Origin of the sequence: Halorubrum sp. F4, assembly GCF_027257195.1 — an archaeon.
GTDB lineage: Archaea > Halobacteriota > Halobacteria > Halobacteriales > Haloferacaceae > Halorubrum.
In genome coordinates, this window is the sequence record NZ_JAPDFS010000003.1 from 285,057 (window position 1) to 309,542 (window position 24,486).

Here is a 24,486-nt window from a genome sequence, read left to right on the forward strand (position 1 = left end):
TTCCCAGGGTCCGGGAGACCGCTCGAACCGATATGGCCGCGCCGCAGGTATGGAGCCGTATGGTCGAGAAAGCACGACGGAGAGCCGACGAGACGCCCCGTCGGACGCGGGAGCGGCGATGGGAGGTGTTCGTTCGCGAGTCCGAATCGGAGCCGATGTGCCGCGTCGGGACGGTCGCGGCCCCGTCCCCCGAGGTCGCCCACGAGGAGGCGAGCCGGCTGTTCGCGTGGTACGCCCGCGACGTCTGGCTCTGTCCGGCCGACGAGACCCACCGGTTCTCGACGTACTCGCTCGAGGACGACGGGGCGGAGGACGCCGCGGGGACGGACGAGGACGCCGACGCGCGCGGGACGTCCGAACCGCGGGTCTACGAGGAAACGGAGGGAACGCCGGACGGGTCGGCGCCGAAAGCCCGGAAGGACGAGGACCCTCGATGATCTCGATCAGCAAGCTGCTCTGCGGGCTCGACGCCGAGAGCGACGGGCTCCGGTACGACGCCGCCGACGACTCGGCGGAGCCGCAGATCACGGAGCGGAAACAGCGACGTCCGGTCGTCGTCTGGAACGCGACGAAGCGGTGTAACCTCTACTGTGACCACTGTTACGCGGGTGCGGACGCCGAGGGAGCCCCCGGCGAGCTCTCCACGGCGGAGGCGAAGGGGCTCCTCGGTCAGCTCGCCGACTACGGCGTCCCGGTCGTGCTCTTCTCGGGCGGCGAGCCGCTGCTGCGCGAGGACCTCCCCGAACTCGTTTCGTACGCCGCCGACCGCGGGATCCGGCCGGTGTTATCGACGAACGGGACGCTCCTCACGCGGGAGGCCGCCGCCGAGTTGAAGCGGGCCGGACTTCGGTACGCCGGCGTCTCCGTCGACGGACTCGCCGAGCGCAACGACGCGTTCCGGGGGCGGGACGGGGCGTTCGACGCGGCGGTCCGCGGCATCGAGGCGTGTCTCGACGTCGGGTTGAAGACGGGGCTCCGGTACACCATCACCGAGGCGAACGCGCCCGACCTCGAGGGCGTGGTCGACCTGCTCACCGACGTCGGCGTCGATCGCTTCTGTTTCTACCACCTCGATTACGGCGGTCGCGGCGCGGACATCGTCGACGTCGACCTCTCGCCCGAGCGGAAACGCGAGGCGGTGCGGACACTCTGTGACCTCACCCGCGAGTACCACGACCGCGGCGAGGAGATCGAGACGCTGCTCGTCGGCAACTACGCCGACGCCGGCTACCTCGTCGAGTACGCCCGCCGCGAGCTGGGCCCGGACCACGCCGAGCGGATCCGGACGTACCTCGAGCGCAACGGGGGCGACCCGGCCGGCGAGCGCGTCGCCGACGTCGACCCCGTCGGCAACGTCCACCTCACGCAGTTCTGGCAGGGCCACAGCCTCGGCAACGTCCGCGAGCGCCCGTTCGCCGCGATCTGGGAGGACGAGTCGGACCCGCTGCTGTCCGCGCTCCGGGACCGCGACGACCGGCTCACCGGGCGGTGTTCGGAGTGTCAGTATCGCTCGATCTGTCGCGGCGGATCGCGGCTTCGAGCGCTGCGGACGACCGGCGACCTCTTCGCGCCCGATCCGCAGTGTTACCTCCGCGAGGACGAGATCGCGCCGGACGCCGCGACCGAAGTCGACCGAGTCGGCGACGCGGCGGACTGACCCGCCAGGTTTCGCCCGTCGATCCCGGTCAAGTCGGGAGCAGCGAGACCAGCGCCGCGCCGCCCTCGGCCATCTCCCCGAGTTCGTCGCTGTACGTGACGGTGACGTACAGCAGGGTGAATATCACCGCGTTGTGGAGGCCGTGGAGCAGCGCCGGGACGACCAGGTTCTCGGTGTGCTCGTAGACCGCGCCGAAGACGAGACTCGGGAAGAAGAGGATCGCGACCGTGGTGAGTCGCCCGGAGATCCCGCCCGTCAGCGCCATCACGTGGATGAACGCGAAGATCCCGGAGGCGATCGCGATGGCGGGCGCGGCCGGAAGCGACTCCCGGAGCCGCCCCTGGACGACCCCGCGGTAGAGGATCTCCTCCGACGGGCCGACCACGAGGAACATGGCGACGATGAAGAGCGGGATGATCGTCGGGTTCTGCACGGCGAGCTCCGCGCTCTGGTTCGAGGCCGTCTCCGCGCCGAGCAGCTGGACGACGGTGGAGACGACGAGCAGCGTGAGCACGATCACGACCCACCCGCCGACGACGAGGCCGAGATCCGTCAGGCTCGGCCGCCGCACTCCCAGGTACGATCGGATCCCCGACCGGTCGAATCCCCGCCACGCGAGGTAGCCGACCGCGAGCCCGCCGAACGCGACGTACTGGCCCACGATCAGCGTGAGCACCAGGCTCACGAAGAGCGGCAGCCCGCCGACGAGACGGTCGACGAGGAAGACGCCCTGCCCCCCGAGGACGGCGATCACGGGGCCGAGAACCCCGAGCCCGACGGCGGCCGCGACCGCGATCGCGGGGGACTCGGCGACGGTCGTTTCCGACGGCTCGCCCGCCGTCGCCGTCCCGCTTCCGGTTGCCGTTTCACCCGCCGACGCCGTCCCGTCCGCGGCCGCCGTCTCGTCCGCGGCCGCCGCCTCGTCCGCGGCCGCCGCCTCGTCGTCCGTCGTCACGCGATCGACCGAGTCGTCGCCGGAGGGTCCCGTCATTGCCCCCGGTTGGTGCCGGTCGGGCAAAGGGTTTGTCCGTCGACCGCACCGCGGTCGCGGGGCGAAGCGCCCGTCAACGGTACAACAGCTCGTACCAGGTCACGGCGGTCACCGCCCGGCCGTCGCGGAGTTCGTCGTCGACGACGCTCGCGAGCAGGTCGTCGTACGGGACCGTCTCCACCGCGATGGATTCATCGCGGTCGAGGTCGCGGTCGGCGGTGGGCTCACACCCCGTCGCGAGGAAGTGGTGGTGGACCGCGTTCGTCACGCCGTTGGCCGGCTCGACGGTCGTGAGCCGCTCGAAGTTCTCGGCCTCGTAGCCCGTCTCCTCGGCCAGCTCGCGGGCGGCCGCCCGCTCGAGGTCGTCGCGGTCCTCGGGCTCGACCGTTCCCGCGGGGAGCCCGCGGTTGGTCCGGCCGACGGCCTGTCGCCACTCGTCGATGACGACGGCGTCGCCGTCGGGCGTCAGCGGCAACACGACGACGGCCGGCGGCTCGTCGACGTAGTGGTACTCCCCCTCGCCGTCGTCCGGGAACCGCACCTCGTCGCGGCGCACGTCGAACCCCGGACAGCGGTAGTCGATCTCGGTATCCGTCGTCTCCCACGCGAGGTCGTCCATACCTCCGGATCGGCGCTCCGCGAGGTAAACCCTCGGCATCGGATCGGCTGTGGTCCGCTCGCTCCGAACCGCTTACTCCGATCCACTCGCTCCGGACCACCCGTCCGGACGGGCGGATCAGGCCTCCCGAACGCTCCCGACGATCCGGGCAGCAACCGTCCCGGCGACCCACGCGAGCGTCCCCAAGACGAGCGCCTCGATCCCGACGAAGACGAGCCCGTCGACCCCGAGGAACGCGACGAGCCGTTCGCCGAGGGAGCGGCCCGAGAGGCCGAGGAGGTAGTGGTCGGCGCTGTATCCGAGCAGGGACGCGTAGACGGTCACCCACGCGACCGCCAGTCCCCCGCGCCGGTACGCGAGCGCCGCGGCCGCGACGACTCCCACCGCGGCCGCGTCTCCCGCGAGGAACACGGCGCCGCCGGCGATCGTGAACACGCCGACAGCGTAGGCGGCGAAGACGCCGAGGAAACACGCCAGCGGCACGGTCAGCCGGGGCGACGGGATCGCCCGGATCTCGGGTCGACGGAGGAGGCGCGCGCGGATCGACGGGGACATGTGTGGCCGTCGATCCGCTCGGTACATAGTATCCCCGACGCCTGCCGGTCGGCGCGCCCGTGAGTGCCCGCAGGGCACGAACGGACCGCGAGGGAGTCAGTCGTCCGGAGCAACGCGGAGGGCGACTGACGAGGCTGGGGAGGGCTGAGGTGCGAGGCCGTGCGATACGGGACTGTGCGATCCAGGACCGTGCGGTGCGGCATGGGGCTTTGGAAGCGCTCACCGCGTCGGCGGTTTCGTCCGACCGGTCGACCGATCGATCCCCCTCCCTCCGATCCGCCATCACGCCCAGTCGTCGAGCGAGGCCTGCCCGTCGCGGTCGCTCGGCTCGACCCGATCATCGGCCCCGCCTTCGTCCCGCGGATCGTCGCCGATCCAGTCGGTGAGCTTGCCGCCGTCGCCGTCGGACGCGTCGCGGACGTTCCGGCCGGCCCGTCCGCCGTCCACGTCTTCGTCGCTCACTCCCTCGTCCTCCTCGAACCCGCCGAGCGTCGCCTGATCGCTCTCGGCGAAGTCGAGGTTCGACACGCGGACGCCGAGCTTGCGGACCGCGTCGCCGTCGAACTCCGCGAGCAGTTCCAGCGCGACCGCCTCGACCAACTCGGGGTCGTCGACCGGGCCGGGGAGGCTCCGCGCGCGGGTGTTGACGTCGAACGGCGGCTCGACCGCCTTGATCCCGATCGTGCGGTACAGACAGCCCCGCTCGCGGGCCCGGCGGGCCACGTCGGCCGCGAGCGCCGAGACGGTCTCCCGCTTCCGCTTCCCGTCCGCCGTCCGCGGCAGCGACGACTCCCGCGAGAGGCTCTTCGGGAGCCCCCGCGGAGTCACCTCGCGGTCGTCCTCGCCGCGGGCGCGGCGGACCAACTCCCGGCCGCGGTCGCCGAACTCCTCGGCCAACGCCTCCGGATCGGCGGCGGCCACGTCGCCGACGGTCTCGATCCCCCGCTCCGCCAGCGCGCGCTCGGTCACCGGGCCGACCCCGTGGAGCGCCGCGGTCGGCAGCGGCGCGAGGAACGTCTCGACCGAGCCGGGCGGCACGACGACGAGGCCGTCCGGCTTGTCCGCGTCGCTCGCGACCTTCGCGGCCGACATGTTCGGCGCGACGCCGACGCTCGCGGGCACGCCCGCCTCGCGCTCGATGCGCTCTCCGACGTGCCGGGCGTATCCCTCCGCGAGCGTTCGGACCTCGCTCGGCCCCGCCGCGGCGCTGGGGGCCGGATCGCCCCCGTCGGCCGCGGCGTCCCAGGCGGTCCGGTCGGTGACGTCGAGGTACGCCTCGTCGATGCTCACCTCGCGGACGACGTCGGCGCAGTCGTGGAGGACCGCCTTCACCTCGGCGGCGACCTCCTCGTAGAAGGCCAGGTCGACGGGGAGGTAGCGGCCCGCCTCCGCCGGGTCGGGCGCGTCAGGGTCCTCCGGGTCCGCGTCCGCGCGCCGCGGGAGCCGCTCGAGCGCCTCGGAGATCGGCATCGCGCTCTCGACGCCGAACGCGCGGGCCTCGTAGCTCGCGGTCGCGACCGCGCCGATCGTCTCGCCGGGCTCGTATCCCATTCCGACCACGACCGGTTCACCGCGGAGATCGGGCTCGCGCAGGCGCTCACAGGAGGCGTAAAAGCAGTCCATGTCGACGTGGCAGACGACGCGGTCCGGCCCGCTCGCGTCGTCGCCCGCGTCGGCTCCGGGGAGCGTCCCGCCGTCCATCGTTCGACCGTCGGCCCCGCGTCGACTTAAGCGCCGGCCACGCGCGGCGGAGGTGAAACCGAGGCGATACGCGTTTATCCGGTCCGTCCGTGGATCGACCATGACGGAACGGATCGACGTGCTACACGTCGACGACGACCCCTCGGTGCTTGACCTCACCGAGGCGTATCTCGACCGCGAACTGGCGTCGGTGTCGGTGACGGGCGTGACGGGCCCGGAAGCCGGGCTGGACCGGCTCGACGCCGGATCGTTCGACTGCGTCGTCAGCGACTACGACATGCCCGGAACGGACGGGCTGGCGTTCTTCGAGGCGCTCCGGGAGGACCACCCGACGGTCCCGTTCGTGTTGTACACGGGGAAGGGGTCCGAGGAGATCGCGAGCCGGGCGCTCAACGCCGGCGTCACGGGGTACTTCCAGAAGGGCGGACCCGAACAGCTCCAGCGGCTCGCCACCCGCGTCCGGCAGGCCGTCGAGGAGTCGCGCACGCAACGGATCGCGGACCGCTACTCGACGGTGCTCGAGGCGCTCGGCTATCCCGTCTACGTCGTCGACGAGACGGGGACGTTCGACTACGTCAACGAACCGTTCGCGGCGCTGACCGGCTACGACCGCGAGGAGATACTCGGAAGCAAACCCGACCTGATCAAAGACGAGGCGGCGGTTCGGGAGGCCGAAGACCGGCTCGGATCGATCCTCTCGAGCGAGGGGCCCGACATCCAACGGTTCCGCGTCGACATCGTCCCGAAGGGGGGCGACCCGATCCCGTGTCGCGACCACATGGCCGTGCTTCCCTACGAGGGCGAGGAGTTCGAGGGAAGCGTGGGCATTCTCCGTGACGTCTCCGCGGAGGTGTCCCGTATCGACGAGCTGGAGACGAAACGCCGGGCGCTCGATGAGGCCCCCGTCGGGATCACCATCACCGATCCGAACCTGCCGGACAACCCGATGGTGTACGTCAACGACCGGTTCGTCGAGATGACGGGCTACGGCCGCGAGGAGGCGGTCGGCGTGAACTGTCGATTCCTCCAGGGTTCCGACACCGACGAGGCGGCGGTCGCCGAGCTTCGGGAGGCGATCGCCGCCGAGGAGCCGGCGAGCGTCGAGCTGTTGAACTACCGAAAGGACGGCACCCCGTTCTGGAACCGCGTCAGCATCGCGCCGATCCGCGAGGACGAGGGCGCCGAGGGCGGCGTCACCGGCTGGGTCGGCTTCCAGGAGGACATCACGGCATTCAAGGAGCGCGAGGAGGCGCTTCGCCGACAGAACGAGCGCCTCGACGAGTTCGCCGGGATCGTCAGTCACGACCTGCGGAACCCGCTCAACGTCGCCCGCGGCCGCGTGGATCTGGCTCGCGAGGAGACCGGCAACGACCACCTCGAGGCCGCGGTCGACGCGCTCGACCGGATCGAGTCGATCGTCGAGCACACGCTGACGCTGGCTCGTGAGGGCGAGACCGTCGGCGACCCCGAGCCGGTCGATCTCGCGGAGCTGGCCGCCGACAGCTGGCGGACGGTCGACACCGAGCGGGCGGGATTCGAGGTCGTCGCCGACGGAGCCGTTCTCGCCGATCCGGACCGACTCAGGAACCTCTTCGAGAACCTGTTCAGGAACGCGATCGAGCACGGGGCCGTCGACGGAGACCCCGTCACGATCCGGGTCGGCGACCTGGACGACGGCTTCTACGTCGCCGACGACGGCCCTGGAATCCCCGAGGAAGTCCGCGACGACCTGTTCGAGCCCGGCAAGAGCGGATCCGCCGGAAACACCGGGTTCGGACTGGCCATCGTCAAGGAGATCGCCACCGCGCACGGCTGGGAGGTGGCGGCGGCGTCCGAGACGGAAGGCGCGCGCTTCGAGGTTCGCGGCGTCGACCGCCCCGCGACGACGCCGTCATCCAGGTAGGCGACCGGTCGCGGAGCCGAAAACCGGATCGCCTCCCGCCGTCCGCAAGGGCCTTGACGACCCGGATCGAAGCCGAGTCGAATGGGGTCGATCTCGCAGATAGTCGGGACCGACCGCCGCGTGATCGTCCTCGCGCTCGCGCGGATGGTCGGCGCGCTCGGGAACTCGTTTCTCATCGTCGTCCTCCCGCTGTACGTCGCCAGCGACCTGATCGATATCGACGCGCTCGTCGGCGCGACGGCCGGCGTGGGGGCGACGAGCGTGACGCTTACCGAGCCACTCCTCATCGGGTTCGTTCTCTCGCTTTTCGGCTTTCTCAACAGCTTCTCCCAACCGTTCACCGGACGTCTCTCGGATCGGCTGGCCACCCGGCGACCGTTCGTGCTCTCCGGGATCTTGCTTTTGGGGACCGCGAGCGCGCTCTACACGCTCGCGGACGCCTACTGGATCCTCGTCGTCCTCCGGGCGATCCAGGGGTTCGGGGCCGCGTTGACGATCCCGGCGACGGTCGCGCTCGTCAACGAGTACGCGGGCAGCGCGGACCAGCGCGGCGGCAACTTCGGCGTCTTCAACACCTTCCGGCTGATCGGCTTCGGCTTCGGGCCCGTCCTCGCCGGCGTCGTCGTCGACAACGGCCCCTACGACCTGACCGCGGTCGGGCTTCCGGTGATAAACGGCTTCGACGCCGCCTTCGCGGCCGCCTGTCTCGGCGCGTATCTCAGCTTCGCGCTGGTGTACCTCCTCGTCCACGACGCCGCCGACGCGGCCGAGGCGGGCGACGACCTCTCGATCCGGGTCCGCGGCGACGACCGCTTGCTCGACCCCGTCTTCGTCCTCGGCGTCGCGACGGTCGCGATGGGGCTGTGTATCGCGCTGTACGCGACGCTCCAGAACCAGGTGAACGTCCGGCTGGACCAACCTCCCGTCTGGTTCGGGCTCCAGTTCGCGGCGGTGACCATCGCGAACGTCGCTCTCCAGGTGCCGGTCGGGCGCGCGAGCGACCGGATCGGCCGGCGGCCGTTCCTGGTGGCCGGGTTCCTCCTCCTCGCACCGACGACGCTGCTCCAGGGGATCGTCCTCTCGCCCGTCCTCATGACGATCGTTCGACTCGGTCAGGGCGTCGCCGTCGCGTGCGTCTTCGCTCCGTCGCTCGCCCTCGCCGGCGACCTCGCGCGCGAGGGCGAGTCGGGCACGACGCTGTCGGTGTTGACCATGGGGTTCGGCTTCGGCGTCGCGCTCGGCCCGCTGGCGTCCGGCTGGCTCGTGGGCTTCGGCTTCGTCGTCCCCTTCGCCGTGGGCGCGGCACTCGCGCTCGTCGCGCTCGTGATGGTGGTGACGCAGGTCGAGGAGACGCTCGAGACGACCGGCATCGCGAGCGGGGCCGCCGCGGACGACTGATCCGAAGGGTGATCGAGGTGAACGGCGACCGACCGAACACACATTTACCGCCGGCCGCCAAACGTCCGCCGTGCCCCGCGACCGCGTCCACTGCGTCGACTGCCGCGAGCCCATCTCCGGCGATGCCCGGGTCTGTCCGCACTGTGAGGCGGTCCAGCCCTCGCCGCTCGTCGACGCCGGGATCGTCGTCGCCGGCGTGTTCGCCTTCGTCTTCGGCGCGATCCTCGCGTTGATGACGGTCGGAACGACCCGGCTCGCGGGCTTCCTGCTCCTCGTCGTCGGCTTCGGGCTCGCCGTCGGCGGCTACACGCGCCACCTCGACCGGCAGGCGGCACAGCGGGCGCGGTGAGCCGACGCGGCCCGTGCATCGATTCGACGGCCCCTCCACGTCGCGACCTTTTAAGACGGACGGCGGCACACGTGACGGTATGTTCACGCCACTCAACGCGGGGGTCGTCGTCGCCGGCCTCCTGCTCGCGTTCGTCGGCGCGGCGGTCTCCGTGTACGCCGTGTCGCTGACCGGGTTCCTGATCGGCGCGGGCGCGGGCTACCTCGCGGCCCCGAACCTCGCCGGGCTGATCGCGGTGGACGGGCTGGTGCTCTCGGCCGCCGCCGTCCTGCTCGGGGGCGCGCTCGGCGGGTTCCTCGCGTACGCCGGGCTCTCCTTCGCCGTTCTCGCGATCGGCGGAGTCGTCGGCGGCTTCGCGGGACGGTTCGCGGTCGGGCCGCTGTACGCGGCCGACGCGGCCGGGATCGAGGGGACCGCGCTGCTCGTGGGCGCGACGCTCGCGGGCGTCGCCGTCGGCGCGCTCTTCGGGTTCGTGCTCACGCGCACGACGCTCGTGGTCTCGACCGCGTTCATCGGCGCGGCGCTCGCGTCGCGCTCGCTCACTCCCGCGTCGTTCGCGACGGCCGCAGAGGAGCTGACCGTCGAGCCGCTGCTCTTCGATCCCACCGCGCTCCCGTTCCTCGCGGTTTTCGTCCTCGGCGGGCTCTCACAGGTCGGGCTGTTCAAGTTCGGCTACGTGACGAAGCTGGTCGGGGTCCTCCCCGGCGCGCGCCGGTGGACCGCGGGCGACGACGAGGGTGCGAGCTCGTGAGCGACGATCCTTCCACGAACGACGGCGACGACCCGCTCGCGTCCGCCACGGTGCTTCTCACCGGCGCGCACGGCACCGTCGGCACCGCGGTCACGGCACACTCGGCGGCCGAGTACGTCCTCCTCGACCGGCGGGAGGCCCCGGACGAACTCGGCGACGGCACGCCGCATCCACACCGCAAGGACGAGGAGACGACCGACGGCGATCGGGCCGACGGAGGGACCGAGACGGGGACGGACGGGACGGTCGTCCTCGACGTCGGCGAACCGGACGCGGCCGAGTCGCTCGCGGCGGTCATGGAGGATCGCGGTATCGACGCCGTGGTCCACCTCGCGGGCACGCCGGCGGTCTCGACTCCGTACGAGACGGTCGAACGGAGCAACGTCCGCGGCACGCGGAACGTCCTGGAGGCGGCCTCGCGGGCGGGCGTCGACACGATCGTGTTCGCCTCCTCGAACCACGCGGTCGGCATGTACGAGGAACAGCACGCGCCGTCGCTGTACGACCCCGACTACGACCTCACGGTCGACGGCGAGAGCCCGCAGCGGCCGGATTCGGACTACGGCGCGTCGAAGGCCGCGGGCGAGGCGTGGTGTCGGCTGTACGCCGAACGCGAGGGGATCGACTGTTACGCGCTCCGGATCGGCTCCGTGCGCGACCCGACCCACGACCACCCGTTCGGCGACGCCGAGCGCGCGGTCGCTCGCGGCGACTGCGAGCGGGGCGACGAGGCCTACGCGGAGGCGGTCGCGCGGATGCGGTGTACGTGGCTCTCGCGGCGCGACTGCGCGGGGCTGGTGGACGCGTGTCTCCGGGACGGGCTCGATAGGGGTGCTGAACGTGGTGGCGACGGCGGACGGGACGTGGACGACCTGAACCCGAACACCCTCGCGGGCGGGGCGTTCGAGGTGTTCTACGGGATCAGCGACAACCCGAACTCGTGGTTCGACATCGAGCACGCCCGCGAGCGGGTCGGGTACGACCCCTCGGCTTCCGGGAACGCGATGTCGAAACCGCCGGAGTGAGCGAGCGTAGGTCGGTGTGAATCCGCTTCCGTGTCCGACGTTCGAATCGTTCGGTTCTCCGTCGTTGCTAGCGTGATTATCACTCGCAGGATTCCAGGCGCTCGGTCTTCCCCGTAGCAAAGATACTGCGCTACTGTGAACGTGTGTCCTCCCAGGCGTGTGAGTTCTACAGACTCCCTGACTAACCTACTTTTTTCCCGGCGCACGCAAAGGCGAACACATGAGCACCGGCGTCGGACCCGCTCGACACGTCCGCAACGGTATCCGGTACGCCGTGGTGGGGTTGGCACTGCTGGCGGCGTGGAACTTCCTCGCGCCGTACGCAGGAGCGCCTTCGTGGGCACCGTATCTGGATATCCTGCCGGTGATCGTGGGACGGACGGAGACGAACGGGCTGGTCAACGCAACACATATCGGAGTCCTCGTCGTCGCTGCCGTGGTAGTAATGAAGATCTGATCCGATCCGACACGGTTGAGCGGGCGTCTGTGAGGACGACCTGCCGTCCCGGAGGTCCGGTCGTACATCGGCTGCCGGTCCGGACAATACCGCCACGATCCCAGTCGCTCGGCGGTACGGAGTTGCTGGTGTGGTGAACACCTCCAAAGCCCCAGCCGCGACGGCTCGCGCACCTCGTTGTGGTCCTCGTCGCTCACTTCGTTCGCTCCTGCGGTCCTTACGTCGGTGTGCTTCGCCCTCGCGGCTGCCCCTTTGAACCCCACCCGACCGCACAGCCCTGCACCTCACGCCTCCCCAGCCTCGCGACTCGTTTCACTCGTCGCGTCCCTCGCGCGGACTGCTCGCGCCCATTCGGGCGCTCGCAGGCGCACGCCACCGCAACAAAGGCCCCTAAAACCGTTCCGTCCCGTTCCTATTCGTCGAGCGCGCTCTCGAGCCGGTCGACGAGCTCCTCGTTGCCGACGTGGAGGGGGACGCGGTCGTGGAGCCCGTCGGGCTCGACGTCGAGGATCGAGCCGGAGCCGTCCGAGGAAGCCCCGCCCATCGACTCGACGATGTACGCGATCGGGTTCGCCTCGAAGGAGAGCCGGAGCTTCCCGTCGGGGGCGTCGACCAGGGCGGGATAGGCGAACACCCCGCCGTAGGTCACCACCTGGTTCACGTCGCCGACCATCGCGCCCCCGTACCGGAGTTTGAGTTCGTTCTCGATCTCTCGGGCGTACTCCCGGAACGCGTCCGGCCAGTCCGGCACCCGCCCGCCGAAGCCGTAGACGGTCGGCTGGTCGGGCAGCGTCAGGTCGTCATCGACGACCGACCGGGTCACGCCGGGATCGTCGCCGTCGCCGTCGCGTTCGACGACTTCCTCGCGGACGCCCCGCTCGTCCGCGACGACCATCGTCGTGATCGGGCCGTAGAGGACGTAGCCGGCGGCGACGAGGGTTCGTCCGGACGCCGGCAGGGGAGCGTCGTAGATGCCGACGACGGTCCCCATCGCGTTGTTCGACCGCAGGTTCGAGGAGCCGTCGAGGGGGTCGATCGCGACCGCGTACGCGCCCTCGCCGACCGCACCGCCGACGTCGACCGCCTCGGGGCGTTCCTCGCTGACGAAGGAACCGACGCCATCGACCGCTCCCAGCGCCTCGGCGAGCAGCTCGTCCGCGTACATATCTCCGGCCAGCACCGTCTCGCCGGAGGGGTTCTCCGTCCCGCTCTCGACGCGCCGGCCGGGAAGCGCGTCGCGGATCTCCGGGGCCGTCGCCGCGACCGCGTCGAAGACCGCCTCGACGATCGGATCGGGGTCGGTCATCAGTCGTCGCTCTCGGCGATGGCCAGCGCCTCCGCCGGGTCGACCTCCTGGAAAACCACGGCCTCGAGGGCGTCGAGGATGCGCTCGGGGTCGTCGCGCTGGAAGACGTTTCGGCCGACGGCGAGCCCCGTCGCGCCGGCGTCGATGGCGTCCGCGACGTTCCGGAGGAACGCCTCGTCGTCGCGCATCGTCCCGCCGGACATCACCACCTGCGTCGGGCCGGCCATCTCCACGGCATCGCCCATCGCCTCGGCGGAGCCCGGATACTTCACCTTCACCAGGTCCGCACCGAGCTCGAGTCCGAGCCGCGCCCCGTAGGAGATCACCTCGGGACTCCCGTCGTTACGCAGCCCCTGTCCGCGCGGGTACGACCACATGACGACGCCCATGTCGTGTTCGCGGGCCCCCTCCTGTGCCTCGCGGAACTCCTCCGCCATCTCGACCTCGTGGTTCGAGCCGCCGTAGACGGTGAATCCGACCGCGTCGGCACCCAGCTCGGCGGCGTACTCGGCCGAGCAGTTGACCGCGCTGTTCGGCTCGCCTCGCCACAGGTTCGAGGTACCGTTGAGCTTCAACAGCAGGTTCACGTCGTCCTCGTAGTCCGGGTAGTACGCCTCGGCGATCCCCTTCTGTACGGCCAGCGCCGTCACCGCCTCGTGGGTCGCCAGCTCGAACAGCCGCTCGGGGTCGGCCGTCGCCGGATTCGGCTCGAAGTCCACCGGCCCGTGTTCGAGGCCGTGGTCGTACGCGAGGATCAGTGACTTTCCGTCCCGTGAGATCTCGTCGGCGGCGTGAGGAAGCATCGGTGGGTAATTCCAGTTGCGCTACCAAAAAGGGCTATGGTCGCTCGAGGATCCCTCGACCGCGAAACGGCCGTGTTCTCCGGAGATGAGGCCTCTCCTCCGATAGGGTGTGAATAACTAACTATTGAGGTAGTAAATATCGCATCGAGGACGCGACCGCCCGCGATCCGGGCCGGCACCCGGGTTCACCCGGTCGTCTCGACCCTTGCTTTGAGGATCTCACGGGCCGACGATCGATCCGGCGATCGCCACGGATCGGCCGTCCGGAGGTCGCCGCCGAACCCATGGCTAGCAAAACGAACGAACCCCCGGTGTCCACGGACGCGGTCGCTCCGTGGCACGCCGAGGTGCCCGCATCGGTCGTCGATGCCGGGTATCGGTTCAGAGACGTCCTGACGTATAGTTCGACGTACCTCGTGTTCATCGCGATGATCGAGGTCCTGACGGTACACCTGGTGTTGTCGTTGCCGCTGAATCCCGCCCCGATCGTCGTCGGTCTGGTCACCTTCGCGGTGTACGTCGGCGATCGGATCGCCGACGCGGCCGACGACGAGATATCGAGTCCGGAACGGAGCGCGTTCGTGACGCGCCACCGCACGCTCCTGTCGGTCCTCACCGCGGTCACGTACGGTCTCGCGATCGCTCTCTCGCTGACCGGTGGCCCGCTCGCGCTCGCGATCACCCTGCTTCCCGGCTGTTTCTGGATCCTCTACGCCTCCGACTGGCTCCCGTCGCTCGGGTCCTACTTCAGGCGGTTAAAGCGGGTCCTGATCGTGAACTCGACGATCGTCGCCTCGGCGTGGGCGATCGCCGTCGTCGGCTTGCCGATCGCGTTCGCCGGGGCGCCCGTGACGCCGCTCGCGGCGGTGGTGTTCGTGTACTTCCTCGTCGATACGTTCGTCAACACGGAGATCCCCAACATCCGGGACGTCGAGGCCGACGAGGCCGTCGGCGTCTCGACGCTTCCGGTCGTCTTCGGGGTCGCACGAACCCGGCAGATCCTGTACGGACTCGACCTGTCGCTCATCGCCTTCGTCGTGCTCGCGCTGTCGTCCGGGGTACTGACGACCGCGGCCGCGGCGGCGATGCTCGTCGGCCTCGGCTACGCGTTGGTTCTCGCGTGGTTCGTGGGCCGGAACACGGTACCGGGCCGGCTCGCCATCGCCGGCGAGGCGAAACACCTCGTGGTGTTCGCCGTCCTCGTCTTCACGGCGGGGATCTGACCGCGGTCGGGACCGATCGCGGCTCGTCCTTTTTTATTCGTAAACCGTTCACCGTCGGCGTCCGCGGACCGTCGATCACCCTTGTTTTCTCGACATCTCCCGGATAATTCATATGTCCGGGTTTCGTTACGCCCTCACGTGTTCCCCCCGACTTCGATGGCCGTCCCCCTCCTGTTCGGCTCGGTTGCCATCGGGACCAGCGCGGCGATCCTCGCCTGGCGGGCGCGGCCGAACCCGGGGGCAACGCCGCTCGTGTGGCTGTTGATCGGACAGTCGTGGTGGTCGACGTGTATCGTCTTCAGCCTCTCGACTGAGGCCGCGCCCGAGGCGGTGTTCTGGACGAAGGTCGGCTGGATCGGCGTCATGATCGTCCCCGTCGCGTGGATCCTGTTCGCGCTCGAGTACACGGGACGCGACGCGTACCTCACCCGACGAAACGTCGCGTTGTTGTCCGTCGTTCCGGCGCTCACGGTTCTTCTCGCGTTGACCGAGGAGTATCACGGCCTCCTCTACGTCCGGGAAGCCGGCGTCACCGCCTACGGGTTCGTGCTCGTCGAACAGGGGGGGATCTGGTACGCGGTGGCCGCCGGATACACCTACCTGCTCGCCGTCCTCGGGATCGTTCCGATACTGGGGCTCCTCTCGAGCGGGGCGACCGCGTTCCGCGGACAGAGCGCGGCGCTTATCGTCGGGGTCGTGACCCCGTGGGCGACGAACGTCCTCTACAACCTGGGGGCGTTTCCGAACGTGGGCATCGACCCGACGCCGATCGCGTTCGCGATCTCCGGCGTCGCGTACCTGGGCGCCATCGACCGGTTCAGAATGTTCGGTGCCAACCCCGCCCCGGCGTGGCGGGCCAGACAGTTCCTGTTCGACCACATCCACGAGGGCGTCGTCGTCGTCGACGGACACGACACGATAGTCGACGTGAACCGGGCGGCCGCCGAGATCCTCGATCTCGACGTGGATCGGGCACTCGGGGCGTCGGGATCCGATCTCCTCCCGCTGAACGAACCGTTTCGAACCGACGGCGAGCGTGAACTCCTGACGATCGGCACCGGGTCCGCGTCGCGGTCGTACGACGTGGGCGTGAGCGAGCTCACCGATCGGCACGGCGAGACGCTCGGATACGTGTTCACCCTCCACGACGTGACGCGGTACCTCCAACAACGGCAGCGACTGAAGGTGCTGAATCGGGTGTTGCGACACAACATCCGCACCGAGACCAACATCATCCAGGGATACGCCGAACGAACCTCCGGAGAGACGGCCGAGACGATCACGCAACGCACGGAACGGATCGTGGAGATCAGCGAGAAAGGCCGGGACGCGATCGATCTGTTCGAGGACACGGTGAACGACCGGGAGGGAACGTCGCTCGTCGGTCTGCTCGAATGGAGCCTCCGTGCCGCCCACGACGCGTACCCGGCGGTCGAGTTCGAACTCGAGTACCCCGACGAGGACGCCGCCGTCTCCGAGGGGCTCTCCGTCGTGGTGGACAACCTGATCGAGAACGCCGCGATACACAACGACGGGGAGGACCGGCGGGTCACCGTGACCGCGGCCGTCGACGACGACCGCGCCCGGATCCGAGTCATCGACAACGGACCAGGGATCGACGAGTACGAGCTGGACGTCCTGAACTCCGGCACCGAAACCCCGCTTCGACACGCGAGCGGCCTCGGTCTCTGGCTCGTGAAATGGGGTACGGAGGTGATCGACGGATCGGTCACCTTCGAGTCGAACCGGTCCACGGGGACCGTCGTCACGACGACGGTTCCCGTCCGTTGAGCGGGACGTTACCGCGAACACCGCAATACTTAGTCCCGCTCCCGCACCAGCGGGTTCCATGAACGAGCCATCCGACGTGGAGACGGTGGGCGTGGTCGGGGCCGGGACGATGGGCCACGGCATCGCGCAGGTCGCCGCGACAGCCGGCTACGACGTGGTGATGCGGGACGTCGAGCCCGAGTACGTCGACCGCGGCCTCGAGGGGATCGACTCGAGCCTCGAGCGGCTCGCGGAGAGGGGTACGCTCGACGAGGAGCCGTCGGCGATCCGTGCGCGGATCGAGGGGACGACCGATCTCGCGGCGCTCGCGGACGCCGACGTCGCCGTCGAGGCCGTGATCGAGGACCTCGAGGTGAAACGGGACGTCTTCGCCGATCTCGACGAGGTCACCGACGACGACGCCGTCCTCGCCACCAACACGTCGACGCTCTCGGTCACGTCGATCGCGAGCGCGACGGACCGCGCCGACGCGGTCGTCGGCCTCCACTTCATGAACCCGGTCCCGGTGATGGAGGGCGTCGAGGTCGTCGTGGGCGAGCGAACCGACGACTCGACCGTCGCGTTCGCCCACGCGTTCGCGGCCGATCTGGGCAAGGAGACGTGGGAGTCGGACGACAAGCCGGGGTTCGTTACCAACCGGATCCTGATGCCGTGGATCAACGAGGGGATCCGCGCGTACGACGAGGGAGTGGCCACGCGGGACGACGTCGACCGCGGCATGCGGCTCGGCACGAACGTTCCCATGGGTCCGCTCGAACTCGCCGATCACATCGGGCTCGACGTGGTCCTCGACGCCAGCGAGACGCTCCACGAGGAACTCGGCGACCGGTACAAGCCGGCGTACCTCCTCAAGCGAAAGGTCGCCGCGGGCGACCTCGGCAAGAAGACCGGCGAGGGGTTCCACGAGTACGACTGACCGGGCGACCTCGCGAGCGGTTCGGGAAACGCCTAAACCGCTCGCCGCCCGCGTTCGGGCATGCAACCGATCTCGATACTCGGTCCCGGGGCCGACGACCTCGCCGGGACGCTCGCTGAGCGGCTGGAGGGTCGAGTCGCCGTCGTCCGACGGGACGAGTCGAACGGAAGCGGCGGGGGGACCGGAACCGACGACGACACGACCCTCGCGCTCGCTCCGGACGGCACCTGGACGGGCCGTGGGACCGTCGACGGGTTCGACGCGCTCCTCGACCGGCTGGCACCCGACCACGACTACCTCGTCGCGGTCGGCTACGCCCGGCTTCGGCTTCCGACCGTCCTCCTCGGGGCCGACGCGGACCCGGACGACACGCCCGGGGACGTCGTCGCCCGCGGGGACGCCCCTGCGGACGTCGACGTCGACGACCTCCTCGCGGCGCTCGACGCCGCGGAGCCGTGGATCACCCGTGAACTGCTCGTGAACCGGGTCGAGCGGTCGGCCGATGCGGAGCGCTCGGGCGCGATCGCGACGTTCACCGGGCGGGTCCGTGCGCGCGATTCCCCCGACGACGACCGCACGACCCACCTCGCCTTCGAGAAGTACGAGGGCGTCGCCCGCGAGCGCATGGACGCGATCGGCGCGGATCTGACCGACCGGGACGGCGTCTTCGAGGTGGCCTTCCACCACCGCACGGGCGTGATCGAGGCGGGCGAGGACATCGTCTTCGTGGTCGTCCTGGCGGGCCACCGTGCCGAGGCGTTTCGAGCCGTCGAGGACGGGATCGATCGGCTCAAGGACGAGGTCCCGATCTTCAAGAAGGAGACCACGGAGTCCGAGGAGTTCTGGCTTCACCAACGGTCGTGAGCCTTCGGAGTCGACCGGCCGGCGATCCGCCCCGGGTCGACCCCATCGTACTCCCGAACGGATCCGCGACGGTCCGGGTCGATTCCTCCCTACTTCCGGACGATCCGTCCCGGCGTGCCGCCGTCTCCGGTGCGCGCGCTCGACCGGGATCGGTCCGTCCGCTCGCACCGAATGGGCAATTTCTTCCGCTAAGTGTGCGCTCGACGATCGATCGGCCTCCGGAGGAGACGCATCGTCGAGAATCAGATCGAACGGTCCTAAATGATCTATAAACGTTCTAACCTCCTCTAAAACTGTTATGAAACGTCATTGGAGACGTTTTAGCGTTCGTTTGCTGCCTGAAAGGTGCTGAATCCCCCTGAAGGCCGTCCAACGGTCTCCCCTTTATAACATCCCCCGTCGCCATGGACGGGATGTACCATGAGCGCGACTGCGAACCCCTCCACGAACGCGGGCACGACCGACGACCTCTCCAAGGAGGAGCGGCTGAAGCGGTACCTGCTCGACCGCGCCGAAGACGGCGAGATGTACTTCAAAGGGAAGTTCATCTCGGACGACGTCGACCTCTCGCCGAAGGAGATCGGCGCGCTGATGGTGAAACTCAGCGAGTCGGCCACGGAACTCACCGTCGAGAAGTGGTCGTACACGGGCGCGACCACCTGGCGCGTCGAGTCCGCCTGATCGGTCCCCGAACCATCCGAGCCGGAATCAGGACCACGAACCGGACGCGCTCGTTCGCGTGTCCCCGCCGTCGCGGCCTTCCTTTCGCGGTCGATCCCGTAGCCCCGGCTCCGGTCCGACTCCGGTGACGCGGGGTTTATACTCGACGACGGTCAACGATCGACGATGTCAGAACGCGAGGACGGGACGGCGTCGGCGACCGCCGACGTTCCCCGTCCCGACCCGCTCCGGACGTTCTTCCGCGTCGAGGAGGTCCGCCGCGAGGACGGTCGCGTTCGGTACGTGGGCGAGTCGTACATCCCCGAGCGAACGCTCCTCCGGAAGCTCGTCCCGGCCTTCCGGGAGGCCGGCTACGACGTCGACGTGGAGACGCTCGAGGACGGCCACGTCGTCGTCGCGACCCCGTTCGGCCACGGTCGCGACGGGATCCCGTGGGTGAACGTCGGGCTCTTCCTCGCGACGGTGCTCTCGACGCTTTTCGTCGGCGCGTACGGCTGGTACTACGTCCCGCTCGCCGAGATCCGCGCGAACCCCCTCTCGATGCTGCGGGCGTGGCCGTTCACGGCCGCCGTCCTCGGCGTGTTGATGACCCACGAGCTGGGCCACTACGTCGCGGGGCGATATCACGGCGTCGACGTGTCGCTGCCGTACGTCATCCCGTTCGTCTTCCCGTTCGGGACGCTCGGCGCCGTCATCCGGATGCGCGGCCGGATGCCCTCCCGGAAGGTGCTCTTCGACGTCGGTGCGGCGGGCCCGATCGCCGGGCTCGTCGCAACCGTGATCGTCACCGCCGTCGGGCTCTCGCTCGACCCGATCCGCGTTCCCGCGGAGCTGGCGACCGGCTCCGGGACGATGATCCGGTTCAACAACCCGCCGCTTTTAGCGCTCATCGCCGACCTGATCGGCCAGCCGACCTCGTACGACGATCCCACCCGGGCGGTCCACCCGGTGATCATCGGTGGCTGGGTCGGGATGTTCTTCACCCTCCTGAACCTGCTCCCGGTCGGCCAGCTCGACGGGGGCCACATGGTCCGCGCGATGGTCGGACCGCGCCAGGAGACGATCGCGTCGCTCGTTCCCGGCGCGTTGTTCGCGATCGCCGCGTACCTATACTACGGTCGCGGATTGGGTTTCGACGAATCGGTCGGTCTCTGGGCGTTTTGGGGGCTATTCTCGCTGGTCATCGCCTTCAACGGCCCGGCGAACCCCGACGACGAGGCACGGCTCGACTGGCCCCGCGTCGCCGTCGGCGTGCTCACGTTCGGCGCGGGCGCGCTCTGTTTCCTGCTCGTTCCGATACAGGTCGTGACGGCCTGATCCCGCGATGTTCGACGTTCCCGCGTGGCTCGAACGGGTCGGCTTCCGGACGCTCTACCGGCTCGCGGACCTGACGTACGCGCTCGGGATCGCCACTCCGAAGCGCACGGTCGCGGGAACCTACTGGAGCTACGAGCCGACGAACCCCCACGGCGACGATCCCGGACTGGCCGTCCTCGATCGGCTCCCGAACGACGCGACCGTTCTCGACGTCGGCGCGCACGTCGGCGAGCACGCGATCCCGCTCGCCGCGGGCACCGACCGCCGGGTCGTCGCGTTCGAGCCCAACGGCGAGAGCGCGGACCGGCTGGCTCGGAACGCGACCCGGAACGATCTCACGGAGCGGATCGACCTCCGACGGGGCGGCCTCGGCGACGAGCGCGGAGCGGTGCCGTTCTATCGCTCGACGTTCTCGAAGTGCTCCGCGTTCGACCGCGATCGAGCCACTCGGTGGGGCGCGCGGGTCGCCGCCGTCGAGGAGGTTCCCGTGTACCGGATCGACGACCTCGTGGGTGTCGCCGGCGACGACGCGGCCACCGCCCTCGGCGACCCGATCCCCCCGCCCGACGCGATCAAGGTGGACGTCGAGGGCCACGAGCTGGCGGTGCTTCGGGGCGCGGATGCCACGATCCGGACCCACCGGCCGTTGCTCGTCGTCGAGGTCCACGACGGTACTGCCGAGGGCGATCCATCGAGGGGCGTCGGCGACCACGCCAAGGCGCTCCGGTCGTGGCTCACCGACCGCGACTACGACGTGGAAGAACGGGGCGACGTCTGGGTCTGTCGGGGGTGACGCTCCGGCTCGACGCGTCGACGACGTACGCCGTCAGTCGTCGCGCCGCTCGCGCATCCCCTGTCTGGTGAACTGGGGATTCCCCGGGATCGTCCGCCGTTTCTTGCGGAACGACCGATACAACGCGACCGCGAGCGGGGCCGCGAGCAGGAGGACGACCGCGGCGAGCCGCCACTCCTCGGCGAACGAGTAGAGGATCGTCGCCGAGAGGACGCCGACCGCGAGCAGCACGGAGTAGGCGATACGCATCGCCAGTTTGTCGAGCACCCGCGACTCGTCCTGGATGGTGACGTCGACGTGGAGGTCGCCGCGGTTCGCCCGGTCGAGGAACGCGTCGGCCTTCGGCGGGACGGTGAAGAGCGACTCCGTCGTCCGCTGGAGCTGTCTGCCGGCGTCCTCGGCGATCTCGCGGGCGGTCTGCTCGTAGTACCCCTCCGCCTCCAGGTAGTCGGTCGCGGTCGCGATGAAGTCGAACTCGGGGTCGAGCGTGACGCAGACCCCCTCGACGACGGTGGCGACCCGGAGCACCAACGCGAGGTTGCGGGGGAGCCGTAGCGGGAACTCGTAGATGGTCGACTCCACCTGCTCGATGATCTGGTTGACACGGTACTGTTCGATCTCCTCGCCGCGGGCGTCGGCGATGGCGAGCTCCATCACCTCGCCCATCACGTCGCGGTCGACCTCCGGCGAGAGCGTCCCCATCGAGATCAGGGTGTCGAGGATGGCGTCGGTGTCCTGTCTCGCGACCGCGACGTAGAACTCGACGATCTTCTCCTGGACGAACGGGTCGACCCGTCCGGACATCCCGAAGTCGTAGAAGACCACCCTCCCCTCCTCGTCGACCGCGAGGTTCCCCGGATGCGGGTCGGCGTGGAACACGCCGTCGTCGATGATCATCTGGAGGTACACCTCCTGGAGCGTCTCCGCGATGGCGGTGCGATCGAGTCCCGCCGCGTCGAGCTCGTCGGTCCGGCTGATCTTCGTCCCCCCGATGTACTCCATCGTGAGCACGCGCGGGCCCGAGGCGGCCTCATACACCTCCGGGATCCGGATCCGGTCGTCGTCCACGAAGTTCGCCTTGATCTCCTCGAGCATCTCCCGCTCGCGCCGGTAGTCCATCTCCTCGCGGATCGTCTTCGCGAACTCCTCGGAGAGGTTCTCGATCGAGAACGCCCGACCGCCGCCGATGAACCGCCGGACGATCGGGAGCGACCAGCGGATGGCCCGGAGGTCGGCCTCGACGAGCGACTCGATCCCGGGGCGCCGGACCTTCACCGCCACGTCGTGCCCCTCGAATCGCGCGGTGTACACCTGCCCGAGGCTGGCCCCGCTTATCGACTCCGTGTCGAAGTCGTCGAACGTCTCCTCGACGGGGCCGAGCTCCGCTTCCAACACCGGCTTCGACTCCGCCCAGTCGGCGGGCGGCACGTCGTCCTGGAGCCCCTCGAGCACCTCGATGTAGGCGGGCGGGAGGACGTCCGGTCGCGTCGACAGCAGCTGGCCGAGCTTGATGAACGTCGGGCCGAGCGTGAGCAGGATGTCGAGCAGGACGTCGGCACGCTCGCGTTGGGTGGCCGCGTCGACGTCTCGGCTCCGCCCGAACAGCAGGAACCGCTTGCGGTCCCGCCAGTAGGCGAGGATCAGCGGCGAGAACCGCCGAACCACGACGAAGAAGCGCCAGTAGGCGCGGAGGTTGACCAGCGTGACCACCCGTCAGGCGTCGTCCGGCCCGTCCGTTCCCGTCCTTCCTCCGTCCGTCGTCGCACCGGCGTCGCCGTCGTCACCACCGCCGTCGTCACCGTCGTCGCTTCCCTCGATCGGGATCCGGCGGGAGTCGGCGTCGGCGCGCTTCGGCAGGGTCACCTCGAGGACGCCGCGGTCCATCTCGGCGTCGGCGTCGTCACCGTCGGCGTCCGGCGGCAGCGGGAGCTCGGCGTCGAGGAACAGCGGCCGGTCCTCCCGGACGTAGCGGAACCCCTCCGGCGTCGACTTCTCGCGACGGGCCTCGATGACGATCCGACCGTCCTCGAAGAGCACCTCCGTGGTCCCCGCGGTCGCGCCGGGGAGGTCGACGAGCAGGACGTACCCGTCGTCGGACTCGAGCAGATCCGCAAACACCGCGTCCGGGAGGTCCCGAAGCGCGTCGCGTAGCGCTGACATGGAACGTCGTACGGTTTCCCCGGCGAAAAAGGTGTGGAAAGGACGGGTTCTGCCGCGCGATCGCCTCGCCGCAGCGGGCGGATCGCCGTCGTCTCTACCGGGTCGGACGGCCGATCCCCTCGACCGATCGCTCATCGGTGCCCGTCGACCGCTCGTCAGTCGTCGTCGCCGATGTCGAGGTCGAACTTCCCGAGGTCCTCTCCCTGTGATTCGCCGGGGAGGATGTCTCCGAGCCCCGCACCGAACGCGGCCGCGGCCCAGACGACCGCGATCCGACCCGCCTGTTCGAGCGGCGTCGGATCGCCCTCGTGGAGCCGACCCCAGAACAGCAGCATGACCGCGGACGTGATCAGGGACACGAGGAGGACGCCGGCGTACCGGCGTGGAATGAATCCGAATATCGGATGGCGGATCGCGATCTGCCGGAAGTCGGCGAAGTAGAGGAGACCGGCGACCGCGGCGAAGACGAATCCGACGTGAGCGAAGAGGAGGACGGGGACTCCCGCGACCGTCGTCGCCGCGAACCACGCCGCGATCTCGAAGACGCCGCCCTCCACGAGAAGCGGGAGCGCGAAAAGCACCGCACCCACGAACGACTCGGCCATGTCCCGTGAGGTGTACTTGGTGATCCGCTCCGCGAACGCCGTGCTGCCGGGCATCCGCTCGACGAGCGAGATGGTCTGTCTGACCTTCTCCCGCTCGTGAGGATCGTCGACCGTGTCGCTGAGCGCGTCGAGCTTCGCGAGCAGGTCGTCGACGTCGGGCTCGGCGGGACCGTGGACGTCCTCGCCGTCGGTCCGTTCGGTTGACGAGTTCTCGCCGTCTTCCGGACCGATCCCTTCGGAATCTCCCGGATCCGTCTCCCCGGACCGTCGATCCGGAGCGTCACTGTCCATGATCCGTTGCTCGGACACATCGAGACAAAAACGTACCGTCCGGTGAGAGAACGCGCGGCGAAGACTTATGTATTGTGGCATGATAACATGAACCACGAGGTGAGTACCGAAGCGATTGGTGACCGTCATACCGCCGACTCGGCAGATCGACCGGTATCGCACCGACGACCGCACCGAACCGCGTTGACGACCCGGAAACGCTCGGACGACAGGCATCGCACCGACGAACGGGATCGCATCGACGAACGGTACCGCACCGACGACCGCACCGCATCGCGCTGACTAACGAGAGGCGCCCGGATCATCGACGGTCGAGACGTACCCGAACCG

24 protein-coding genes are annotated in these 24,486 nt (G+C 69.5%); 15 read left to right on the forward strand and 9 right to left on the reverse strand.

What is annotated here, in order from left to right; all coding sequences use genetic code 11:
- Window positions 1-59 precede the first annotated feature (59 nt).
- Together OKW78_RS09885 and OKW78_RS09890 are read left to right on the forward strand one after the other, a co-directional pair.
- Window positions 60-437 carry an Htur_1727 family rSAM-partnered candidate RiPP gene (locus tag OKW78_RS09885; RefSeq protein ID WP_281194999.1) on the forward strand — a complete coding sequence of 126 codons (378 nt, stop codon included), beginning with the start codon at window positions 60-62 and terminating at the stop codon, window positions 435-437.
- On the forward strand, window positions 434-1,657 hold the full coding sequence (locus OKW78_RS09890) for a TIGR04347 family pseudo-SAM/SPASM protein (RefSeq protein WP_281195000.1): 1,224 nt from the start codon (window positions 434-436) through the stop codon (window positions 1,655-1,657). Before OKW78_RS09885 ends, OKW78_RS09890 begins: the two co-directional genes overlap by 4 nt.
- Before the next feature lie 28 nt (window positions 1,658-1,685).
- On the opposite strand, the gene OKW78_RS09895 is transcribed toward OKW78_RS09890, so the two are convergent.
- The 4 genes from OKW78_RS09895 to OKW78_RS09910 all read right to left on the reverse strand — a co-directional run bounded on the left by OKW78_RS09895 (window position 1,686) and on the right by OKW78_RS09910 (window position 5,523).
- The gene (locus OKW78_RS09895) at window positions 1,686-2,648 is read right to left on the reverse strand and encodes a CPBP family intramembrane glutamic endopeptidase (RefSeq protein WP_281195001.1); all 963 of its coding nucleotides are present in this window, start codon (window positions 2,646-2,648) and stop codon (window positions 1,686-1,688) included.
- 73 nt (window positions 2,649-2,721) lie between these two features.
- Window positions 2,722-3,267 (reverse strand): NUDIX hydrolase, encoded by a 546-nt coding sequence (locus OKW78_RS09900; protein WP_281195002.1) that lies wholly within the window; start codon window positions 3,265-3,267, stop codon window positions 2,722-2,724.
- Window positions 3,268-3,384: 117 nt separating this feature from the next.
- The gene (locus tag OKW78_RS09905; protein ID WP_281195003.1) at window positions 3,385-3,822 is read right to left on the reverse strand and encodes a hypothetical protein; all 438 of its coding nucleotides are present in this window, start codon (window positions 3,820-3,822) and stop codon (window positions 3,385-3,387) included.
- 282 nt (window positions 3,823-4,104) lie between these two features.
- Window positions 4,105-5,523, reverse strand: a complete 1,419-nt coding sequence (locus tag OKW78_RS09910) for a helix-hairpin-helix domain-containing protein (RefSeq protein WP_281195004.1) — start codon at window positions 5,521-5,523, stop codon at window positions 4,105-4,107.
- 100 nt (window positions 5,524-5,623) lie between these two features.
- Here OKW78_RS09910 and OKW78_RS09915 point away from each other — a divergent pair, with 100 nt between their 5' ends.
- The 6 genes from OKW78_RS09915 (at window position 5,624) to OKW78_RS09940 (ending at window position 11,406) form a co-directional block, all read left to right on the forward strand.
- The gene (locus OKW78_RS09915; protein WP_281195005.1) at window positions 5,624-7,426 is read left to right on the forward strand and encodes a PAS domain-containing protein; all 1,803 of its coding nucleotides are present in this window, start codon (window positions 5,624-5,626) and stop codon (window positions 7,424-7,426) included.
- Between the two features lie 81 nt (window positions 7,427-7,507).
- Entirely contained in the window at window positions 7,508-8,824 is a 1,317-nt protein-coding gene (locus OKW78_RS09920; protein ID WP_281195006.1) for an MFS transporter, read from the forward strand.
- Window positions 8,825-8,894: 70 nt separating this feature from the next.
- Window positions 8,895-9,173, forward strand: a complete 279-nt coding sequence (locus tag OKW78_RS09925) for a zinc ribbon domain-containing protein (protein WP_281195007.1) — start codon at window positions 8,895-8,897, stop codon at window positions 9,171-9,173.
- Window positions 9,174-9,252: 79 nt separating this feature from the next.
- Complete coding sequence (locus OKW78_RS09930) at window positions 9,253-9,924, forward strand: phosphate ABC transporter permease (protein ID WP_281195009.1); 672 nt, start codon at window positions 9,253-9,255, stop codon at window positions 9,922-9,924.
- A complete protein-coding gene (locus OKW78_RS09935; protein WP_281195010.1) occupies window positions 9,921-10,949 on the forward strand; it encodes an NAD(P)-dependent oxidoreductase in 1,029 nt (342 codons plus the stop codon). Before OKW78_RS09930 ends, OKW78_RS09935 begins: the two co-directional genes overlap by 4 nt.
- A gap of 220 nt (window positions 10,950-11,169) precedes the next feature.
- Entirely contained in the window at window positions 11,170-11,406 is a 237-nt protein-coding gene (locus tag OKW78_RS09940; RefSeq protein ID WP_122106657.1) for a hypothetical protein, read from the forward strand.
- Window positions 11,407-11,818: 412 nt separating this feature from the next.
- Here OKW78_RS09940 and OKW78_RS09945 read toward each other — a convergent pair whose 3' ends face one another.
- Together OKW78_RS09945 and OKW78_RS09950 are read right to left on the reverse strand one after the other, a co-directional pair.
- A complete protein-coding gene (locus OKW78_RS09945; protein ID WP_281195011.1) occupies window positions 11,819-12,712 on the reverse strand; it encodes a class 1 fructose-bisphosphatase in 894 nt (297 codons plus the stop codon).
- Entirely contained in the window at window positions 12,712-13,515 is an 804-nt protein-coding gene (locus tag OKW78_RS09950; protein WP_281195012.1) for a class I fructose-bisphosphate aldolase, read from the reverse strand. The genes OKW78_RS09945 and OKW78_RS09950 overlap by 1 nt, the downstream gene beginning before the upstream one ends.
- 284 nt (window positions 13,516-13,799) lie before the next feature.
- Between OKW78_RS09950 and OKW78_RS09955 the strand changes: the two genes are divergently transcribed.
- The 7 genes from OKW78_RS09955 to OKW78_RS09985 all read left to right on the forward strand — a co-directional run bounded on the left by OKW78_RS09955 (window position 13,800) and on the right by OKW78_RS09985 (window position 21,100).
- Window positions 13,800-14,738: a UbiA family prenyltransferase gene (locus OKW78_RS09955; RefSeq protein ID WP_281195013.1), complete on the forward strand. Its 939-nt coding sequence runs from the start codon at window positions 13,800-13,802 to the stop codon at window positions 14,736-14,738.
- 138 nt (window positions 14,739-14,876) lie between these two features.
- Window positions 14,877-16,529, forward strand: coding sequence for a histidine kinase N-terminal 7TM domain-containing protein (locus tag OKW78_RS09960; protein ID WP_281195014.1), 1,653 nt, complete (start codon window positions 14,877-14,879; stop codon window positions 16,527-16,529).
- 58 nt (window positions 16,530-16,587) lie between these two features.
- Window positions 16,588-17,445, forward strand: a complete 858-nt coding sequence (locus tag OKW78_RS09965; RefSeq protein ID WP_281195015.1) for a 3-hydroxyacyl-CoA dehydrogenase family protein — start codon at window positions 16,588-16,590, stop codon at window positions 17,443-17,445.
- A gap of 60 nt (window positions 17,446-17,505) precedes the next feature.
- A complete protein-coding gene (locus OKW78_RS09970) occupies window positions 17,506-18,309 on the forward strand; it encodes a molybdopterin synthase (protein WP_281195016.1) in 804 nt (267 codons plus the stop codon).
- A 420-nt stretch (window positions 18,310-18,729) separates the two neighbouring features.
- Window positions 18,730-18,990 carry a hypothetical protein gene (locus OKW78_RS09975; RefSeq protein WP_112077467.1) on the forward strand — a complete coding sequence of 87 codons (261 nt, stop codon included), beginning with the start codon at window positions 18,730-18,732 and terminating at the stop codon, window positions 18,988-18,990.
- Between the two features lie 165 nt (window positions 18,991-19,155).
- A complete protein-coding gene (locus OKW78_RS09980) occupies window positions 19,156-20,307 on the forward strand; it encodes a site-2 protease family protein (RefSeq protein WP_281195017.1) in 1,152 nt (383 codons plus the stop codon).
- A 7-nt stretch (window positions 20,308-20,314) separates the two neighbouring features.
- Window positions 20,315-21,100, forward strand: a complete 786-nt coding sequence (locus tag OKW78_RS09985) for an FkbM family methyltransferase (protein WP_281195018.1) — start codon at window positions 20,315-20,317, stop codon at window positions 21,098-21,100.
- A 33-nt stretch (window positions 21,101-21,133) separates the two neighbouring features.
- Here OKW78_RS09985 and OKW78_RS09990 read toward each other — a convergent pair whose 3' ends face one another.
- The 3 genes from OKW78_RS09990 to OKW78_RS10000 form a co-directional block, all read right to left on the reverse strand.
- Entirely contained in the window at window positions 21,134-22,810 is a 1,677-nt protein-coding gene (locus OKW78_RS09990) for an AarF/ABC1/UbiB kinase family protein (protein WP_281195019.1), read from the reverse strand.
- 3 nt (window positions 22,811-22,813) lie between these two features.
- Complete coding sequence (locus OKW78_RS09995) at window positions 22,814-23,260, reverse strand: Hsp20/alpha crystallin family protein (RefSeq protein WP_281195020.1); 447 nt, start codon at window positions 23,258-23,260, stop codon at window positions 22,814-22,816.
- A 155-nt stretch (window positions 23,261-23,415) separates the two neighbouring features.
- Complete coding sequence (locus tag OKW78_RS10000; protein WP_281195209.1) at window positions 23,416-24,159, reverse strand: DUF2391 family protein; 744 nt, start codon at window positions 24,157-24,159, stop codon at window positions 23,416-23,418.
- Between the last annotated feature and the right edge of the window lie 327 nt (window positions 24,160-24,486).

Excerpts from the sequence above, each read along its gene's own strand:
- OKW78_RS09890 (WP_281195000.1), top strand. The coding sequence starts at position 434 with ATGATCTCGATCAGCAAGCTGCTCTGCGGGCTCGACGCCGAGAGCGAC.
- OKW78_RS09905 (WP_281195003.1), bottom strand. The coding sequence starts at position 3,822 with ATGTCCCCGTCGATCCGCGCGCGCCTCCTCCGTCGACCCGAGATCCGG.
- OKW78_RS09955 (WP_281195013.1), top strand. The coding sequence starts at position 13,800 with ATGGCTAGCAAAACGAACGAACCCCCGGTGTCCACGGACGCGGTCGCT.
- OKW78_RS09885 (WP_281194999.1), top strand. The coding sequence starts at position 60 with ATGGTCGAGAAAGCACGACGGAGAGCCGACGAGACGCCCCGTCGGACG.
- OKW78_RS09915 (WP_281195005.1), top strand. The coding sequence starts at position 5,624 with ATGACGGAACGGATCGACGTGCTACACGTCGACGACGACCCCTCGGTG.
- OKW78_RS09950 (WP_281195012.1), bottom strand. The coding sequence starts at position 13,515 with ATGCTTCCTCACGCCGCCGACGAGATCTCACGGGACGGAAAGTCACTG.
- OKW78_RS09995 (WP_281195020.1), bottom strand. The coding sequence starts at position 23,260 with ATGTCAGCGCTACGCGACGCGCTTCGGGACCTCCCGGACGCGGTGTTT.
- OKW78_RS09900 (WP_281195002.1), bottom strand. The coding sequence starts at position 3,267 with ATGGACGACCTCGCGTGGGAGACGACGGATACCGAGATCGACTACCGC.
- OKW78_RS09945 (WP_281195011.1), bottom strand. The coding sequence starts at position 12,712 with ATGACCGACCCCGATCCGATCGTCGAGGCGGTCTTCGACGCGGTCGCG.
- OKW78_RS09970 (WP_281195016.1), top strand. The coding sequence starts at position 17,506 with ATGCAACCGATCTCGATACTCGGTCCCGGGGCCGACGACCTCGCCGGG.
- OKW78_RS09895 (WP_281195001.1), bottom strand. The coding sequence starts at position 2,648 with ATGACGGGACCCTCCGGCGACGACTCGGTCGATCGCGTGACGACGGAC.
- OKW78_RS09910 (WP_281195004.1), bottom strand. The coding sequence starts at position 5,523 with ATGGACGGCGGGACGCTCCCCGGAGCCGACGCGGGCGACGACGCGAGC.
- OKW78_RS09980 (WP_281195017.1), top strand. The coding sequence starts at position 19,156 with ATGTCAGAACGCGAGGACGGGACGGCGTCGGCGACCGCCGACGTTCCC.
- OKW78_RS09985 (WP_281195018.1), top strand. The coding sequence starts at position 20,315 with ATGTTCGACGTTCCCGCGTGGCTCGAACGGGTCGGCTTCCGGACGCTC.
- OKW78_RS09920 (WP_281195006.1), top strand. The coding sequence starts at position 7,508 with ATGGGGTCGATCTCGCAGATAGTCGGGACCGACCGCCGCGTGATCGTC.
- OKW78_RS09965 (WP_281195015.1), top strand. The coding sequence starts at position 16,588 with ATGAACGAGCCATCCGACGTGGAGACGGTGGGCGTGGTCGGGGCCGGG.
- OKW78_RS09940 (WP_122106657.1), top strand. The coding sequence starts at position 11,170 with ATGAGCACCGGCGTCGGACCCGCTCGACACGTCCGCAACGGTATCCGG.
- OKW78_RS09975 (WP_112077467.1), top strand. The coding sequence starts at position 18,730 with ATGAGCGCGACTGCGAACCCCTCCACGAACGCGGGCACGACCGACGAC.
- OKW78_RS09930 (WP_281195009.1), top strand. The coding sequence starts at position 9,253 with ATGTTCACGCCACTCAACGCGGGGGTCGTCGTCGCCGGCCTCCTGCTC.